Source organism: Streptomyces diacarni (assembly GCF_003323715.1).
Taxonomy (GTDB): domain Bacteria; phylum Actinomycetota; class Actinomycetes; order Streptomycetales; family Streptomycetaceae; genus Streptomyces; species Streptomyces diacarni.
This window is the reverse complement of sequence record NZ_QOIN01000068.1, coordinates 41389-56568: the sequence shown is the minus strand read 5'-3', so window position 1 is coordinate 56568 and position 15180 is coordinate 41389. Positions and strand designations below refer to the sequence as shown.

The 15180-nt window shown below is 71.5% G+C and carries 14 protein-coding genes and 1 pseudogene; 7 read left to right on the top strand and 8 right to left on the bottom strand.

What is annotated here, in order from left to right; translation table 11 throughout:
* Window positions 1-32: 32 nt before the first annotated feature.
* From purE to DTL70_RS30940, 3 genes are all read left to right on the top strand, one after another.
* The gene (gene purE / locus DTL70_RS30950) at window positions 33-548 is read left to right on the top strand and encodes a 5-(carboxyamino)imidazole ribonucleotide mutase (protein ID WP_114025350.1); all 516 of its coding nucleotides are present in this window, start codon (window positions 33-35) and stop codon (window positions 546-548) included.
* The gene (locus tag DTL70_RS30945; protein WP_114025329.1) at window positions 545-1744 is read left to right on the top strand and encodes a dipeptidase; all 1200 of its coding nucleotides are present in this window, start codon (window positions 545-547) and stop codon (window positions 1742-1744) included. The genes purE and DTL70_RS30945 overlap by 4 nt, the downstream gene beginning before the upstream one ends.
* A gap of 125 nt (window positions 1745-1869) precedes the next feature.
* Entirely contained in the window at window positions 1870-5190 is a 3321-nt protein-coding gene (locus DTL70_RS30940) for an amidohydrolase family protein (RefSeq protein ID WP_245980136.1), read from the top strand.
* 90 nt (window positions 5191-5280) lie between these two features.
* Here DTL70_RS30940 and DTL70_RS30935 read toward each other — a convergent pair whose 3' ends face one another.
* Window positions 5281-6453: an acyl-CoA dehydrogenase gene (locus DTL70_RS30935; RefSeq protein WP_281278742.1), complete on the bottom strand. Its 1173-nt coding sequence runs from the start codon at window positions 6451-6453 to the stop codon at window positions 5281-5283.
* 176 nt (window positions 6454-6629) lie between these two features.
* Here DTL70_RS30935 and DTL70_RS30930 point away from each other — a divergent pair, with 176 nt between their 5' ends.
* Window positions 6630-7973 carry a UDP-glucose dehydrogenase family protein gene (locus tag DTL70_RS30930; RefSeq protein WP_114025328.1) on the top strand — a complete coding sequence of 448 codons (1344 nt, stop codon included), beginning with the start codon at window positions 6630-6632 and terminating at the stop codon, window positions 7971-7973.
* A 95-nt stretch (window positions 7974-8068) separates the two neighbouring features.
* Here the strand turns inward: DTL70_RS30930 and DTL70_RS30925 are convergent, their stop codons facing one another.
* Window positions 8069-8614 (bottom strand): CGNR zinc finger domain-containing protein, encoded by a 546-nt coding sequence (locus DTL70_RS30925; RefSeq protein ID WP_114025327.1) that lies wholly within the window; start codon window positions 8612-8614, stop codon window positions 8069-8071.
* A gap of 103 nt (window positions 8615-8717) precedes the next feature.
* Here DTL70_RS30925 and DTL70_RS30920 point away from each other — a divergent pair, with 103 nt between their 5' ends.
* Window positions 8718-9104 (top strand): VOC family protein, encoded by a 387-nt coding sequence (locus DTL70_RS30920; protein WP_114025326.1) that lies wholly within the window; start codon window positions 8718-8720, stop codon window positions 9102-9104.
* 140 nt (window positions 9105-9244) lie between these two features.
* Here the strand turns inward: DTL70_RS30920 and DTL70_RS30915 are convergent, their stop codons facing one another.
* Window positions 9245-10549 (bottom strand): LCP family protein, encoded by a 1305-nt coding sequence (locus DTL70_RS30915; RefSeq protein ID WP_114025325.1) that lies wholly within the window; start codon window positions 10547-10549, stop codon window positions 9245-9247.
* 129 nt (window positions 10550-10678) lie between these two features.
* Here DTL70_RS30915 and DTL70_RS30910 point away from each other — a divergent pair.
* A pseudogene (locus DTL70_RS30910) lies at window positions 10679-10933 on the top strand (hotdog domain-containing protein); the annotation flags it as partial.
* Window positions 10934-11049: 116 nt separating this feature from the next.
* Window positions 11050-11589, top strand: a complete 540-nt coding sequence (locus DTL70_RS30905) for an acyl-CoA thioesterase (RefSeq protein ID WP_114025347.1) — start codon at window positions 11050-11052, stop codon at window positions 11587-11589.
* Window positions 11590-11675: 86 nt separating this feature from the next.
* Here the strand turns inward: DTL70_RS30905 and DTL70_RS30900 are convergent, their stop codons facing one another.
* The 5 genes from DTL70_RS30900 to DTL70_RS34880 all read right to left on the bottom strand — a co-directional run bounded on the left by DTL70_RS30900 (window position 11676) and on the right by DTL70_RS34880 (window position 14577).
* A complete protein-coding gene (locus DTL70_RS30900; RefSeq protein WP_114025324.1) occupies window positions 11676-12116 on the bottom strand; it encodes a hypothetical protein in 441 nt (146 codons plus the stop codon).
* Window positions 12117-12130: 14 nt separating this feature from the next.
* Entirely contained in the window at window positions 12131-12940 is an 810-nt protein-coding gene (locus DTL70_RS30895; RefSeq protein ID WP_114025323.1) for an aminoglycoside phosphotransferase, read from the bottom strand.
* A gap of 71 nt (window positions 12941-13011) precedes the next feature.
* A complete protein-coding gene (locus tag DTL70_RS33790) occupies window positions 13012-13155 on the bottom strand; it encodes a hypothetical protein (RefSeq protein WP_181861148.1) in 144 nt (47 codons plus the stop codon).
* A gap of 13 nt (window positions 13156-13168) precedes the next feature.
* Window positions 13169-14272, bottom strand: a complete 1104-nt coding sequence (locus tag DTL70_RS30890) for a radical SAM protein (protein ID WP_114025322.1) — start codon at window positions 14270-14272, stop codon at window positions 13169-13171.
* 179 nt (window positions 14273-14451) lie between these two features.
* Entirely contained in the window at window positions 14452-14577 is a 126-nt protein-coding gene (locus DTL70_RS34880) for a hypothetical protein (RefSeq protein WP_281278741.1), read from the bottom strand.
* Between the last annotated feature and the right edge of the window lie 603 nt (window positions 14578-15180).

Below are 15180 nucleotides of genomic sequence, written 5' to 3'. Positions count from 1 at the left end.
TGAGTACTGCCAGCCCCCTCGTGGGGATCGTCATGGGGTCCGACTCGGACTGGCCCGTCATGGAGGAGGCGGCCAAGGCGCTCGACGAGTTCGAGGTGGCCTACGAGGTCGACGTCGTCTCCGCGCACCGCATGCCCCGCGAGATGCTCGCCTACGGTGAGGACGCCGTGGACCGCGGCCTCAAGGCGGTCATCGCGGGGGCCGGCGGCGCGGCGCACCTGCCGGGCATGCTCGCCTCCGTCACCCCGCTGCCCGTCATCGGCGTCCCCGTGCCGCTGAAGTACCTGGACGGCATGGACTCGCTGCTGTCCATCGTGCAGATGCCCGCGGGCGTGCCCGTGGCCACCGTCTCGGTGGGCGGGGCCCGCAACGCCGGGCTGCTGGCCGCCCGGATGCTGGGCGCCCACGAGGAGGAGCTGCGCGAGCGGATGCGCGACTTCCAGCAGGAGCTGAACGCGCAGGCCACCGAGAAGGGCAAGCGGCTGCGCGCCAAGGCGGCCGGCGAGACCGGGTTCGGCTTCGGCGGCCCGACGGGAGGCGCACGATGACGACGGCAGCGAGCCCCAGCCTTCAGCGCGCCCGCGCCCTGCTGGTCGAGCACCCCGTGGTGGACGGCCACAACGACCTGCCCTGGGCCCTGCGCGAACAGGTGCGCTACGACCTCGACGCGCTCGACATCGCCCACGACCAGCACGAGCGGCTGCACACCGACCTCGCGCGGCTGCGCGCCGGCGGCGTCGGCGCGCAGTTCTGGTCCGTCTACGTCCCCGGTGAGCTGACCGGCGACGACGCGGTGAGCGCCACCCTGGAGCAGATCGACGCCGTCAGGATGCTGGCCGCGCGCTACCCGGAGGATCTGCAACTGGCCTTCACCGCCGAGGACGTGGAGGCCGCGCACGCGCAGCGCCGCATCGCCTCGCTGATGGGCGCCGAGGGCGGCCACTCCATCAACAACTCGCTGGCCACGCTGCGCGCCCTCTACCAGCTCGGTGTGCGCTACCTGACGCTCACCCACAACAACTCGCTGGACTGGGCCGACTCGGCGACCGACGAGCCGCGCGCGGGCGGCCTGTCCCGGTTCGGCGAGGAGGTCGTGGCCGAGATGAACCGGCTGGGCATGCTGGTCGACCTCTCGCACGTGGCCGCGGAGACGATGCGGGACGCGCTGCGGGTCGCCGAGGCCCCGGTGATCTTCTCCCACTCCTCGGCGCGCGCCGTCTGCGACCACCCGCGCAACATCCCCGACGACGTGCTCGCCCAGCTCCCCGCCAACGGCGGCGTGGCGATGGCGACGTTCGTCCCGAAGTTCATCCTGCCCGAGGCCGTGGCCTGGACGCGGTCCGCCGACGAGAACATGCGCGCACACGGGCTGCACCACCTCGACCTGGGCGAGGAGGGCCGGCGGGTGCAGCAGGCGTTCGAGACGGCGAACCCGCGTCCCGTGCCGGACGCCCGCACGGTCGCCGACCACCTCGACCACATGCGCGAGGTCGCGGGCATCGACCACATCGGCATCGGCGGCGACTACGACGGCACCCCCTTCACGCCCGCCCAGCTGGAGGACGTCTCCGGCTACCCGCACCTGGTGGCCGAACTGCTGGACCGCAACTGGTCCGAAGCGGACCTGTCCAAGCTGACCTGGTCGAACGCGGTGCGGGTACTGCGCGAGGCCGAGGAGGCGGCGCTGACCCTCCAGACCCGGCGCGGCCCCTCGATCGCCACGATCGACGAGCTGGACGGCTGAGAGCGCGGCAACTCCCCAACGGCACCGGAGCCGACTGACGCGGGCCCCGAGCGGCGAGCGGTCTTGACCGCGCCCTCGGGGCCCGCGAGCATCAGCGGTCCCCCGCTCGTGTCCAGGGAGGACCGTTGGCCACTTCGGAATCGTCCCCGCACTCCGCTCCCGTCTCCCCCACCCCCGCCTCCCCCGCCCCTGACCACTCCACCGACACCGAGCCCCTCACACCGCCCGGCCCCCTCGCCCGGCGGCGTCTGCTCCAGGCCGCCGCCGCCGCGGGCGGCGCCCTCGCCGTCGGCGGCCCCGCACTGAGCGCCCCAGCGGTCGCCGCCCCGGCACCTGCCACCGCCGCTCCGGCATCCGCCGCCGCGGCCCCCGCCGAGACCGCGGGCCGCTCCCGCACCGTGCCGTTCTCCGCCGCCACCAACGGTGCCGCCACCCTCGTGCCGGGAGCCGACAGGCTGATCGCGGAGATGCAGAACATCCTGTGGTCCGTCCCCCGTTCGGGTGGCACCGCGCGGGCGCTCAGCGTCCCGGGGCTGGAGCCGACCCGCCCGGTCCTCGCCCCCGACGGCAAGACGCTTGCCGTGTGCGCCTACCGCGGCGGCGGCTTCCACCTGTGGACCCTCAGCCCGGACGGCTCGGGGCTCAAGCAGCGCACCGACGGGCCGTGGGACGACCGCGGCCCCGCCTGGTCACCCGACGGCACCCGTCTCGCGTTCGCCTCGGAGCGCGGCGGCGACCCGGTGGACGGCAGCCCGTACCGTATCTGGGTGCTCGACGTGCGCACCGGCGAGACGCGTCGGCTGACCGGCCGCGAGGGACAGGAAGGTCCGTTGCAGGGCGGCGCGTGGGAGGACTTCGACCCCACCTGGTCGCCGGACGGCGCACGGGTGCTGTGCGTCCGGGGCTCGGTCGAGGACGGTGAGGACGGGCCGGCCCTCCAGGCGCGCACCCTGGTCTCCGTCGCAGCCGACGGCTCCGGCGACGTGCGCACCGAGCACGAGGATTCCACCGAGGGCGTCTCCTTGATGACGCCCGCCGTCTCGCCCTCCGGCAAGCTCGCCTACCTGCGCACCACGCCTGCGCCCCGGGCGACGTGCACGCTGGTCGTGGACGGCGAGGCGGTCGACATCGACGGCGATCTGGCGCCGGTACCGCCGCGCTGGGCCGACCGCGAGACGCTGCTGCTGACCGTCTCGGGCACCTTCAGGCTGCTGCGCCCCGCCAGGCCCGAGGCCGCCGAGCGCATCCCCTTCACCGCCGAACTCCCCACCCGCCGCCCGCGCTACCGCGTCAAGGACTACGGCTTCGAGGCGGCGGGGCGCCACCGGGTGCGCGGCGTGCAGCAGCCGGTGCTCTCCCCGGACGGCGAGCACCTCGCGTTCGTCGCCCTCAACGCCCTCTGGCTCGCCCGCACGGACGGACACGGCCGCCCCCGCGCACTCGTGCGGGCTCACGCCTCGCACTACGTGTGCGCGCCCTCCTTCACCCGCGACGGCAAGGCCGTGCTCTACAGTGACGACCGCGATGGGCTGCTCGCCGTCCGCCGCCGCGAACTCGACAGCGGCAAGGAGAGGGAACTCGCCGGCGGAGGCCGGGTCTTCGGCGCCCTCTCGCCCGCGGGGGACCGGCTCGCATGTCTCGACATGGCGGGCAACCTGCTGGTCAAGGACCTGGCGAGTGGCGAGGAGCGCACGCTGGCCGCGCCCATGGGCGGCGGCGGCATCCCCGGGCCGCCCAGCTGGTCGCCCGACGGGCGCCGCATCGCCCTGTGCGACCGCAACCGGCTCAACTTCCGCTTCCGCGAGGGCTACAACCTCATCCGCGTCCTCGACGCCGACAGCGGCGAGGATGCCCTGCACCCGCTGGCCGCGCACGCCTCGCTCGCCGACCGGTACGCCGCCGGTCCCGTCTGGTCGCCCGACGGACGCTGGATGGCGGCCGTGAGCGAGTCGGCGCTGTGGGTGCTGCCCGTGCGCGAGGACGGCAGCCCCGCGGGGAAGGCCCGCCGGCTGACCGACGAGAGCGCCGACCACCCCTCCTGGTCCGGCGACTCGCGCACGCTGCTGTATCTGTCGGCGGGCACGCTGCGGCTGCGCGGCGTCGACGGCCGCCACGCCCGCACCGTACGGATGCGGCTGTCGTGGCGGCGGCCCGCGCCCAAGGAGACCGTGGTGCACGCCGGGCGGCTGTGGGACGGCACGGGACCCGGTGTGCGCGAGGACGTGGACCTGGTGCTGCGGGACGGCCGGATCAGCGAGATCGCCCCGCACCGCGCGGGCCGCCGCGCCGCACGCCGCCTCGACGCCTCCTCGCTGACCGTGCTGCCGGGTTTGTGGGACACCCACACGCACCCCTGGCAGACCACCTACGGCGGCCGGCAGACCGTCACCCAGCTCGCCTACGGCATCACCACCGCCGTCTCCTTCGGCGGCTTCGCCTACGAGCAGGCCAGGCTGCGCGAGGCCGTCGCCGCCGGCAAGCTGGCCGGGCCCAGGCTGCTGGCCACCGGGGAGCTGCTGGACGGCGCCCGTGTCGCCTACAGCATGGGCAGGGCCCACCGCACCGAGGACGGCCTGCGCCGCTCTTTGGAGCGCGCCGGGGCGCTCGACTGGGACTTCGTCAAGACGTACGTGCGTGCGCCCGCGACGACGATGCGCACGGCCGCCGCCTACGCCCACGAGAAGCTGGGCGTGCGCTCGGGCAGCCACCTGTGCACCCCGGGCGTGCAGGTCGGCCAGGATCTGACCACCCATCTGCAGGCCACCCAGCGCCTGGAGTACGGCCACGCCACCACGGCGACGGGCCACGCCTGCGAGGACGTGGTGGGCATCTACAGCACCCCCGGCGACTTCCACCTCGTCGCCACGCCGTTCACCGCGTCCCCGCTGCTGGGTGCCCAGCCCGAACTGGCGGAGGACCAACGCGTCACCCGGCTGATGCCGCCGTGGGACGTGCAGGCCGTGCGCGAACTGGCCGGCGCCCCGCCCACCGAGGAGCAGCTGGCCACGCTGGAGACGGAAACGGCCGTCTACCGCCGTGTGCTGGCCGCGGGCGGCACCGTCGCGCTCGGCACCGACCAGCCGCTCGTCCCGGTCGGGCTCCACCTGCACCTGGCCCTGCGCGCCCTGCACCGCGCCGGGCTGCGGCCGCACGAGGTGCTGCGCACGGCGACGGCACTGCCGGCTCGCGTCTTCGGCGTCGACAAGGAGCTCGGCACCGTCGAGGAGGGCAAGCTCGCCGACCTCACCCTGGTCGACGGCGACCCGCTGCGCGACTTCGACGCACTGGTGCGGACGGTGACGACCGTGCGGGGCGGCGTGCCGTACGAGCAGGAGGAGCTGATCGGCGCGTACGGCACCGCCGACGTGCGCGCCCACGAGACGGACCACTGGCGCCACGTGAGCCGCCAGTTGCGCCGGGACGGATGCTGCGACCTGGGGCACTGATCCGCACTGACCCCCGCAGCGCCTGTGGACACACGCGGGGCCGGTGTCCTGTCGGACACCGGCCCCGCACCGTCGCTCCCTACGGGTGCCCTACGGCAGGTTGCGGGCCATCACGATCCGCTGCACCTGGTTGGTGCCCTCGTAGATCTGCGTGATCTTCGCGTCGCGCATCATCCGCTCGACCGGGTAGTCGCGCGTGTAGCCGTAGCCGCCCAGCAGCTGCACCGCGTCGGTGGTGATCTCCATGGCCGCGTCGGAGGCGTAGCACTTGGCCGCGGCACCGAAGAAGGTCAGATCCTCCTTCGCGCCGTCACCGCCCTCGTGGACCCGCTCGGAGCGCGCGGCTGCCGCGTAGGTCAGCTGACGGGCGGCCTCCAGTTTCATCGCCATGTCGGCCAGCATGAACTGCACGCCCTGGAAGTCCCCGATGGGCTTGCCGAACTGCTTGCGCTCGGTGACGTAGCCCTTCGCGTAGTCGAGCGCGCCCTGTGCGAGACCGAGCGCCTGCGCGGCGATGGTGATGCGGGTGTGGTCGAGGGTCTTCATCGCGGTCGCGAAGCCCGTGCCCTCGGCGCCGATCATCCGGTCGGCGGGGATGCGCACGTTGTCGAGGTAGACCTCGCGGGTGGGCGAACCCTTGATGCCGAGCTTCTTCTCCGGGGCGCCGAAGGAGACACCCTCGTCGCCCTTCTCCACGACGAACGCGGAGATGCCCTTCGTGCGCTTGTCGGGGTCGGTGACGGCCATCACCGTGTAGTAGTCGGACACGCCGGCGCCTGTGATCCAGCGCTTGACGCCGTTCAGCACCCAGTGGTCGCCGTCGCGCACGGCCTTCGTCTTCATGCCGCCCGCGTCAGAGCCGGCGTCCGGCTCGCTCAGGCAGTACGAGAACATCGCGTCGCCCTTGGCCAGCGGCGACAGGTAGCGCTTCTTCAGCTCCTCGGAGGCGGAGAGCATCACCGGGAGCGAGCCGAGCTTGTTGACGGCCGGGATGAGCGAGGAGGAGCCGCAGACCCGGGCGATCTCCTCGATGACGATGACGGTCGCCAGCGCGTCGGCGCCCGCGCCGCCGTATGCCTCCGGCACGTGGACGGCGTGCAGGTCGTTGGCGACCAGCGCGTCCAGCGCCTCCTGCGGGAACCGGGACTCCTCGTCCACCTCGGCGGCGTGCGGCGCGATCTTCGCCTCGGCGAGCGCGCGTACCGAGTCGCGGAGCATCTCGTGCTCCTCCGAGGTGCGGTAGAGATCGAAATCAGACGCCAAGGTGTCTCACTCCTTCGAGAGCCTGCCTGTACGTGCCTGCACTGCGGGAACGCTAATTACTGTTAAGTAACCGCAATTTTAGTGGCCCCGGCCTCCCCGGGGGTACGTGAGGTTCGCGACAGCCGGGGTCCCGTTATGCTCGCGGGCAGCGTTCAGCCGTCACAAGGAGCACCTCTATGGCCTCGCCCAGGATCACCGTGATCGGTCTCGGCTATCTCGGCGCCACCCACGCCGCCGCCATGGCCGAGCTCGGCTTCGAGGTGCTCGGGCTGGACGTCGTCCCCGAGAAGATGCGCAAACTCGAACAGGGGAGCGCACCTATGTTCGAGCCGGGGCTCGAGGAGTTGCTGCGCTCCCACGTCGCCGGCGTCGAGGGCTCCAGCGGACGCCTCCGCTTCACCGACTCCTGGGAGGAGATCGCCGCCTTCGGCGACATCCACTTCCTGTGCGTCAACACCCCCCAGAAGCACGGCGAGTACGGCTGCGACATGAGCTACGTCGACCGCGCCGTCGACTCCCTCGCCCCCCACCTGGAGCGGCCCGCGCTCGTCGTCGGCAAGTCCACCGTGCCCGTCGGCAGCGCCGAGCGGCTCGCCGCCCGCATCGCCGCACTCGCCCCCGCCGGAGCGGACGCCGAACTCGCCTGGAACCCCGAGTTCCTGCGGGAGGGCTTCGCCGTCAAGGACACCCTCCACCCCGACCGCATCGTCATCGGCGTCGGCGGCCCCCGCGCCGAAGCGCTCCTGCGCGACGTCTACGCCACACCCGTCGCGGAAGGCACCCCCTTCCTCGTCACCGACTTCCCCACCGCCGAGCTCGTCAAGACGTCGGCCAACTCCTTCCTCGCCACCAAGATCTCCTTCATCAACGCCATGGCCGAGGTCTGCGAGGCCGCCGGCGGCGACGTCGTCAAACTCGCCGAGGCCATCGGCCACGACGACCGCATCGGGCGCAAGTTCCTGCGCGCCGGCATCGGCTTCGGCGGCGGCTGCCTCCCCAAGGACATCCGCGCCTTCATGGCCCGCGCGGGCGAACTCGGCGCCTCCGAAGCGCTCACCTTCCTGCGCGAGGTCGACTCCATCAACATGCGGCGCCGCGCCCAGATGGTCGAGCTCGCCCGCGAAGCGCTCGGCGGCGCCCTGCTCGGCAAGCGCATCGCCGTCCTCGGCGCCACCTTCAAGCCCGACTCCGACGACGTACGCGACTCCCCGGCGCTCAACGTCGCAGGACAGCTCCACCTCCAGGGCGCGCAGGTCACCGTCTACGACCCCAAGGGCATGCACAACGCGCGCGCCGTCTTCCCCACGCTCGGCTACGCGCCCTCGGCGCTCGACGCGGCACGGGGCGCCGACGTCGTCCTCCACCTCACGGAGTGGGCCGAGTTCAAGGAGCTCGACCCCGCGGCGCTCGGCGATGTCACCGCCGCCCGCCACATCCTGGACGGCCGCAACACCCTCGACCCCACCCTCTGGCGCAAGGCGGGCTGGACCTTCCGCGCCCTGGGCCGCCCCACGCTCTGACCGGGCCGCCACCCTTTCTCCGTCCGGCCCTCTCGTCGCTCCGTCCGGCCTCTCGTCTGCCCGGGCCCTGACGGGGCGGGCGGCCCGGGGCCGGGCTACCGGGTGCGCCGCGCCCGGTAGGTGCGCATCTTGGCGCGGCTCCCGCAGACGGCCATGGTGCACCAGCGGCTGCGGCCTGCGGGGCTGCGGTCGTAGTAGACCCACTGGCAGTCGTGGGCCTCGCACGCCTTGAGCCGGGCCCAGGTCCCGTCACCCGCCGCGGTGGCGATCCGTACGGCCAGGTGCGCGGTGAACGCCGGGAGCCCGGACAGCCCGTGCGCGGGGCCCAGGGCAGCCTCTCCGTCGCCGTCCAGGCGGAGGGTGAGGGGTGCCTCGCTCAGCTGGCGGTCCAGCGCGGTGACGGCCTCGGGGGACGCGGGAGAGCCCGTGTGGGCGAGGCAGGCGGCGCGCAGCGCCTCTCGCAGCTCGCGGAGTCCCGCGAGGTCGCGTGTGCCGAGCCGGAAGGCGGTCAACTCGTGTGCGCGGACGAACCGGGCGAGGTCGTCCGCCGTGTCCAGACGGTCCCTCCCCGACTCGACGTCCAGCGTGTTCGCCAACTCCTGCACCAGAACGAGTGATGCGGGGGCTTGTCTGTCTCCCACCCTTGCCACGTTACCGGTCGCGCCCCATCATGAGGTAACCGGCCCGTTACCGGTTGCCGCGCCATGGCGGTAACACGACGAGCGCGACGAGAGGGAGAACACGATGGCCATCCCCACGATGGGCGTTGTCGTCCTGGACTGCCCGGACACCGGGCGCCTGGCGGACTTCTACGCCCGGATGCTCGGCTGGAAGGTGGACGAGTCGAGGAGCGACAGCACCTGGACCGAGGTGGTGGACGAGAGCGGACGCAGGCGGCTGGCCTTCCAGGAGGCGCCCGACCTCGTGCCGCCCGAGTGGCCGAGCGGGGAGCACTCGCAGCAGCTCCACCTCGACCTGGACGTCTCTCCGGCACGCATCGACGAGGCCGAACGCGAGGTGCTGGCGCTCGGCGCGCGGCTGCTCCAGGACGACGGCGGAGGCGAGCGGGACTTCCGCGTCTACCTCGACCCGGTGGGACACCCGTTCTGCCTGTGCCTGGTCGACCGCTGAGCGGCGACGACGCGGAGCGCGGGGCGGCCCGCCGCCGCCCCGCACGTCTTCGGCACACCTGTGGCCGGGCCCCTGTCACGGGACCCGGCCACAGCCGGTGGTGCGCGCGACCGGCCCACCGCTCGCGCGGGGGCGTCACCTCAGCGGTCGGAGGTGACGGTCACCTTCTCGTCGTTGTTGAGCTGGTCCACGAGCTTCCGCATCTTGGCCTTGTCCCACTGGAGGTTCCCGCCCGGCGCGTTCCCCGAGATCGGCATGTTCATGGACTTGCCCTCGCCGCTGGAGACGTCCTTCATGGCCCAGAACATGGAGGCCACGTTCCACAGGCTCATGTCCTTGTCGACCTTGAGCGTGTCGAGCCCCGCACCCATCGTCGGGTAGAGCTTGAAGGGGTTGAGGACGGTGCCGGGGGTCGCCGCCTGGTTGGCGAGGGCGGCGAGGAACTTCTGCTGGTTCTTGGTGCGGTCCAGGTCGCTGCCCTTGAGCGCGTACCTGGTCCGTACGAAGGCGAGGGCTTCCCTCCCGTCGAGGGTCTGCTTGCCCTTCTTGAAGTCGGCGCCGGACTTGTCGTCGTGGATGTCCTGCGGGATGTCCATCTCGACGCCGCCCACCGCGTCGACGATCTTCGCGAAGCCCCCGAAGCCGATCTCCGCGTAGTGGTCGATCTTCAGCCCGGTGTTGTGCTCCACCGTGCGGACGAGGAGCGGCGGACCGTCCTCGGCGTACGTCGCGTTGATCTTGGTGTGGCGGCCCTGGGCCGGGTAGTGCTTGCCGGACTCGGAGCCGACGTAGGAGGGCACCTCGACGTCGGAGTCACGCGGGAGCGAGACCATGGTGCTCCCGTTGTCCCCGACGTGCAGAATCATGATCGAGTCGGTCCTGCCCCCGTCGGTGGGGCCGCCGGTGTGCAGCTTCTTGCGGTCCTCGGCGGTCATGCCCTCGCGGCTGTCCGAGCCGACGATCAGGTAGTTGGTGCCGTCCCCGCCCTCGGGCCGGTCCTCGACGATGCTGAGGTCCACCTCGCGGCGGAGCTTGGAGTCGGCCCAGAAGTAGGTGCCCACGGACCAGGCCAGGACCACCACGACCAGGGTGATCAGACCCCACTTGAACCGGCGCCGCCAGTCGGGGCGCGGGCGGCCGTCGTACCCGGCGGGCCCACGGTCGGCACCCCGGCCGCCTCCGCCGCCGTAGACCTGGCCGTCGCTGTAGCCCGAGTCGTAGCTGCCTGGAGGCGCCTGGCCGTACCCCTGGTCGTCACGGGGACCGCGTCCGGAATCGTAGTTCTGTCCGTAGTGCGAACCCTGGCCCGGGCCCCGGGTCTGCGGAGGGACACCGGGGGTCGATGTGTGGGGCATGACACGTGTGGGGTCGGGGCGGGGCGTACCGCTGCCGCGGCCCTCCCGGCCCCGGGAGCTGTCGGTCCAGCCATCGGGCCACTGATTCATGTCTCGCAGTGTGCCTGCACCCGGATGGCGGAACACAGGGCGGGTACCGCTTCGGGGACGAGCTGTAGCAGGTCTGATGCAAAATGCCGGGCTCGGGTGACCTGTGCGGTGCCCCATAGGGTGGAGGTCATGACCGATCAGGCGCATGCGGCGCACAGTGAGCCTCCGGGCAAGCCGACGGCCGCCTCCCGTACGACCCTCTCCCACATCATGACGGGCAGCGAGACCAATCTGTACGGGACCGTGCACGGCGGCGTGATCATGAAGCTGGCCGACGACGCGGCCGGAGCTGTGGCGGGGCGCCATTCCGAGGGGCCCGCGGTGACCGCCTCCATGGACGAGATGGTCTTCCTCGAACCGGTCAGGGTGGGGGACCTGGTGCACGGTTCGTCCCCTAAAGCACAAACTCGCTGACCAGCGGAAACGCGCGATGAGGGGCCAGGGGCGACCCCGACACCGTCTGTGCAGGGTGTCGGGGTCGCCCGCTTATGGTGGTGAGCATGACTGATCAGCGCCCCACGTCGGCAGGGGAAGACCTTCCCGGCAAGCCGACCTCGGCATCCCGTACGACGCTGTCACACATCATGACGGCGGGTGACACAAACCTGTACGGGACCGTGCACGGTGGCGTGATCATGAAGTTGGCCGACGACGCGGCCGGGGCCGTGGCCGGACGGCACTCCGGCGGGCCTGCCGTGACAGCGACCATGGACGAGATGGCGTTCCTCTCCCCGGTCCGCGTAGGCGATCTCGTGCACGTGCACGCACAATGCAACTGGACGGGTCGGACCTCCATGGAGATCGGCGTACGCGTTATGGCCGAGCGCTGGAACGAGTCGACGCCGGCCACCCAGGTCGGATCGGCTTACCTGGTGTTTGCCGCGGTCGACGCGGACGGGAAGCCGCGGGCCGTGCCCTCGGTCATCCCGGAGACGGACCGCGACAAGCGGCGGTTCCAAGAGGCGCAGATCAGGCGTACGCACCGCCTCGCCCGGCGACGCGCCATTCTGGAGTTGCGAGAGCGGCGTCCGAAGGAGTGAAGAACGGAGCCGCGGCAGGAGCTCGCCAGGACGCGTCGCCAAATGCGCCTACCGCCCCCGACGGTCGACCGTCGGGGGCGGTCACATTATGCGGCTAGCTCCTCGACGAGCTCTGGAAGCTGCTCACCGGGGAAGTGCAACAGTGCCTCGTCGTCGAGCCCGGTCGGGAGTAGAGGGACGTTCATGCGCCAGGAGCCGGGGCGCCATGGGCAGCGGACGCGGTCGGCGAACCGCGGCTTGTCAGCGAGGAGCGCGACCAGGCGCAGTGCGTCGGGAGTCGGCAGTTTCAGCAGGGCCCACCCGCGGTGGTAGGCGATGAAGCCGTCGCCGCCGTAGCCGAGCGGAGAGCCGCGTTGCTCACGTACTCCGGCGGTGGCCTCGCCTACGTCCTGGCAGCAGGCGGTCGTCGTGATCCCCAGGCGCCAGAGTTCCCGGATGACGGGGATCATGCCGGTGTCGATCTCGACTGGTTCCCCGGCTGGGGTCGCGAGTGTTTCGCGCGGGTGGATGGGCGGGTCGGTGCTCATGGGGTGCCCTCTCGTCAGCGTTGACGGTGAGTGGCCCAGCGGTGCGCCGCGTGGGCAAGGGAGCGTTTCCATGGGGTATCGGGGGCTTCATCGGCGATCCCGCGCCAGAGGCGCTGTTGCGCTGTGGCGAACACGTTCAGCGCGCGGGCCGGCGCGGTGGACCATGCCGGGGTCTTGGCTGCCCACTGTTCGGCATCGGTGGGTGCGTGACCGGTGGCGATGAGCCAGACGACCCAACAGGCGGCGTCGATCCACGCGGCGCCGCGGGTGGGCCATGCCCAGTCGACGACACGGGCAGCGTTGTCGATGATCAGGACGTTGTCGGGGGTCCAGTCGGTATGCAGCACGGTGTCACCCCGCAGAAGCGCGGCATCGTCGGGGTGGTCGGTGTAGGCGGCGAACCGCTGCTCGATCTGTTTGAGCTCGACGCCGGCTGGGGCTCGGACTGCGGACAAGGTGATGAGCGCTGCGACGACTAGCGGGAGGTCGACGGACCCGGGGGCGTAGTCGGCGGGACGGCCGTCGATGTGCTCGAAGCCGAGCAGGTGCCAATCGCCGTCGGTGAGAGACCACAGCAAGCGGGGGGCGAGCCCTGCCACGTACGGGTTGATGGCGGCCTCGCGCTGCTGTGTCCACGCGCGTGGGTGATCGCAGCGGAGTCCCTTGACGAAGACGTGACCGGTGCTGGTGTCCAGGGTGGCGGCGATTTCGCTGTTGCGCCCCTTGGTCGATGTGCTCGCGCCGTAGATGGTGCCGGTGTGTGCGGCAGCGGCGTTGCGGGTTGCGGTCGGAAGGTCGTCCCAGTGCATTCTCGTGGTCACCACGGCGGGAGTGTAGGGCGTGGGAGTGGGCGAGGCCGCCCGCCGGCTGCGGGCGGCCTCGGTAGGCGTGTGGTCTAGTACGGGTTGTCGTCGCCGCAACCGCGCATAACCTCGTTGCCGGCGACGGTGTCGAGGTTGTCGACGAACTCGATCTCGTCATCGGCGTCCGGCCGGGTGGTGGTCTCTACGATCTCCGGGCGCGTGATGGTCAGTGCCATGGTTTCACTCCTCTCAGGCGTGTTGGCAGTAGCGATCCAGTGGCGAGCCGGCCTTGCGGTACAGGGTCACCAGTGGCATGCACGTGGTGCATGTCTTCTGAAGGGCGCAGGAGCTGCACCCGCTGTGACGCTGTAGAGCGCGGTCGGCGATGTCCCCGAGTCGGGACAGTCCCGCGACGCCTTCCTTAAGGAGCGGAATCGGGTGGTCGCGGGAGACTTTGCAGACGCTCGCCAGGCCGAAGGGGTTCACGTTCAAGGACGTGTGGCCGGCATCGCATCCGGTGAAGGGGGTGCGGTTGTGAAGGTACTCGGGCGCCTGCTGGGCGAGGGGGTCGGCGCCGCCGGCGAAGCTCGGTGACATGTGGGTGTACTCGCGAACGCGTGGGGCGTGCTGCTCGGCGAGGGCGCGCATTGCGGGTGCCTCGTGGGCGTTCTCGCGGGTGACGACGACGCTCAGGGACAGGGGGAGGCCGGCCTCGCGGGCGGCGCCGAGCCCGCGCATGAACTTCTTGAACGCGCCGCGGCGTCGGGTGAATCCGTCGAACGTCTCTTCCGTGGCGCCGTAGACGCTCATGGTCACTCGGTAGGGGCGGCGTGTGGTGAGCAGATCGAGTACCTGGGGTCGGAACAGGGTCGAGCCGTTCGTCAGGATCTCCACCATCATGCCGAGGTCGTAGGCGAGCGCGTACGTCTCGGGGAAGTGGCGGTCGATGGTGCATTCGCCGCCGCCCAGCTCGATCCAGAGAACGCCGGCGTCGCGCAGGATGTGGAGCAGTCTCTCGCGGGCTGGCCACGCGAGTCCTTCATGCCGCTTGGCCCCGTACACGCAGTGGTCGCACGCCCAGTTACAGCCGTTGTTGACCTCATAGGAGGCGCGGCCGTGGCCGTAGGGCGGGGGGTCGCGGACGAGTAGGGCGTCGCTGGGCCGCGCGTCGGTGAGGGTGAGTCCCCATTGCCGGTGGGCGGCGTCACGGAGCCATGCGGGCAGCGCGTTGCCTGTTGTGGCGACGTGGCGCAGCTCAAGGTAGTGGCGCTCTTTGATCTTGATACCGCGAGCATCGCCGGGGCGTAAGACGAGGTGGTCGGTCAGGAACGGGGCGACGATCAGTTCGTGCATTTCCTGCCTTTCGGTCGGTGGGGTGCGACCCTGTCCCTTCGGTCGCCATGGGTGGTGCGGTGGTGTGCCCCCGGGGCGACGGCGGTGTACGTCAGGAACGGCCGTCGGCCCCGGGGGACGGCCCGCCGGCGCCGGGACGCGGTGTGAGGGGAGGTGCGTCTCTCCGGCGTGAGCGGGGGTCACAGGGGGGTGGTACCGAGTGCGGCGGCGATCACGAAGCCGGTACCGAATCCGATCGCGAGCAGCAAGAAGGGTCCGGCGATTCCGCACGTGGTCATGACGTGGTGACGGATGCTGCGGATCATCGGGGGTTCTCCTCTCTCGCGCGCCACAGGCGCGCCACCTGGTCCGCGAGATCGGGAGCGGCATAGCGGGTAGTGGCGTACTGGCTCGCGTGCGGTAGGCACATGCGCAGGCCGTGCGGAGGGCCGGAACCACGCTCGATGACGGCGACTTGCACGGTTTCGGTGTTGTCGGCATCGCAGTAGGCGCACCGGCCGGGCTGGACGCTGAGCGGGCCGCGCGTCACTGGCGTGTGTCCTCGGGGAGTGAGCACGTGGCGCCGTTGGCGGTGACCCCGGCCGCGCGGCGCTCGGCCTGTGTGGCGAGGCGAGTCTCACCCGGGGGGCAGTCCTATTCGGTGCCGCCGCGCGGGGAGCGCAGTTGCAGGTGTGGGCCTGCGTGGTCCATCACGCGGCCGACCTGGTTTTTCCGCCTATCGATGACGTATGCGCCCGGCCGATACAACATCGGGCCTGCCTTTCCGCAGTTTCGTGCGAGGTCACAACGGCGCCGCTCGCGCGGCCGCCCGTACGGGCCCAACAGGGCTGGCACGGCGACCAGTTGTCGGGCTCGAGTGACTTAGCGTCCACCCGGCTCCGCAAATCTGCAAGACTTCACTTCGAGAA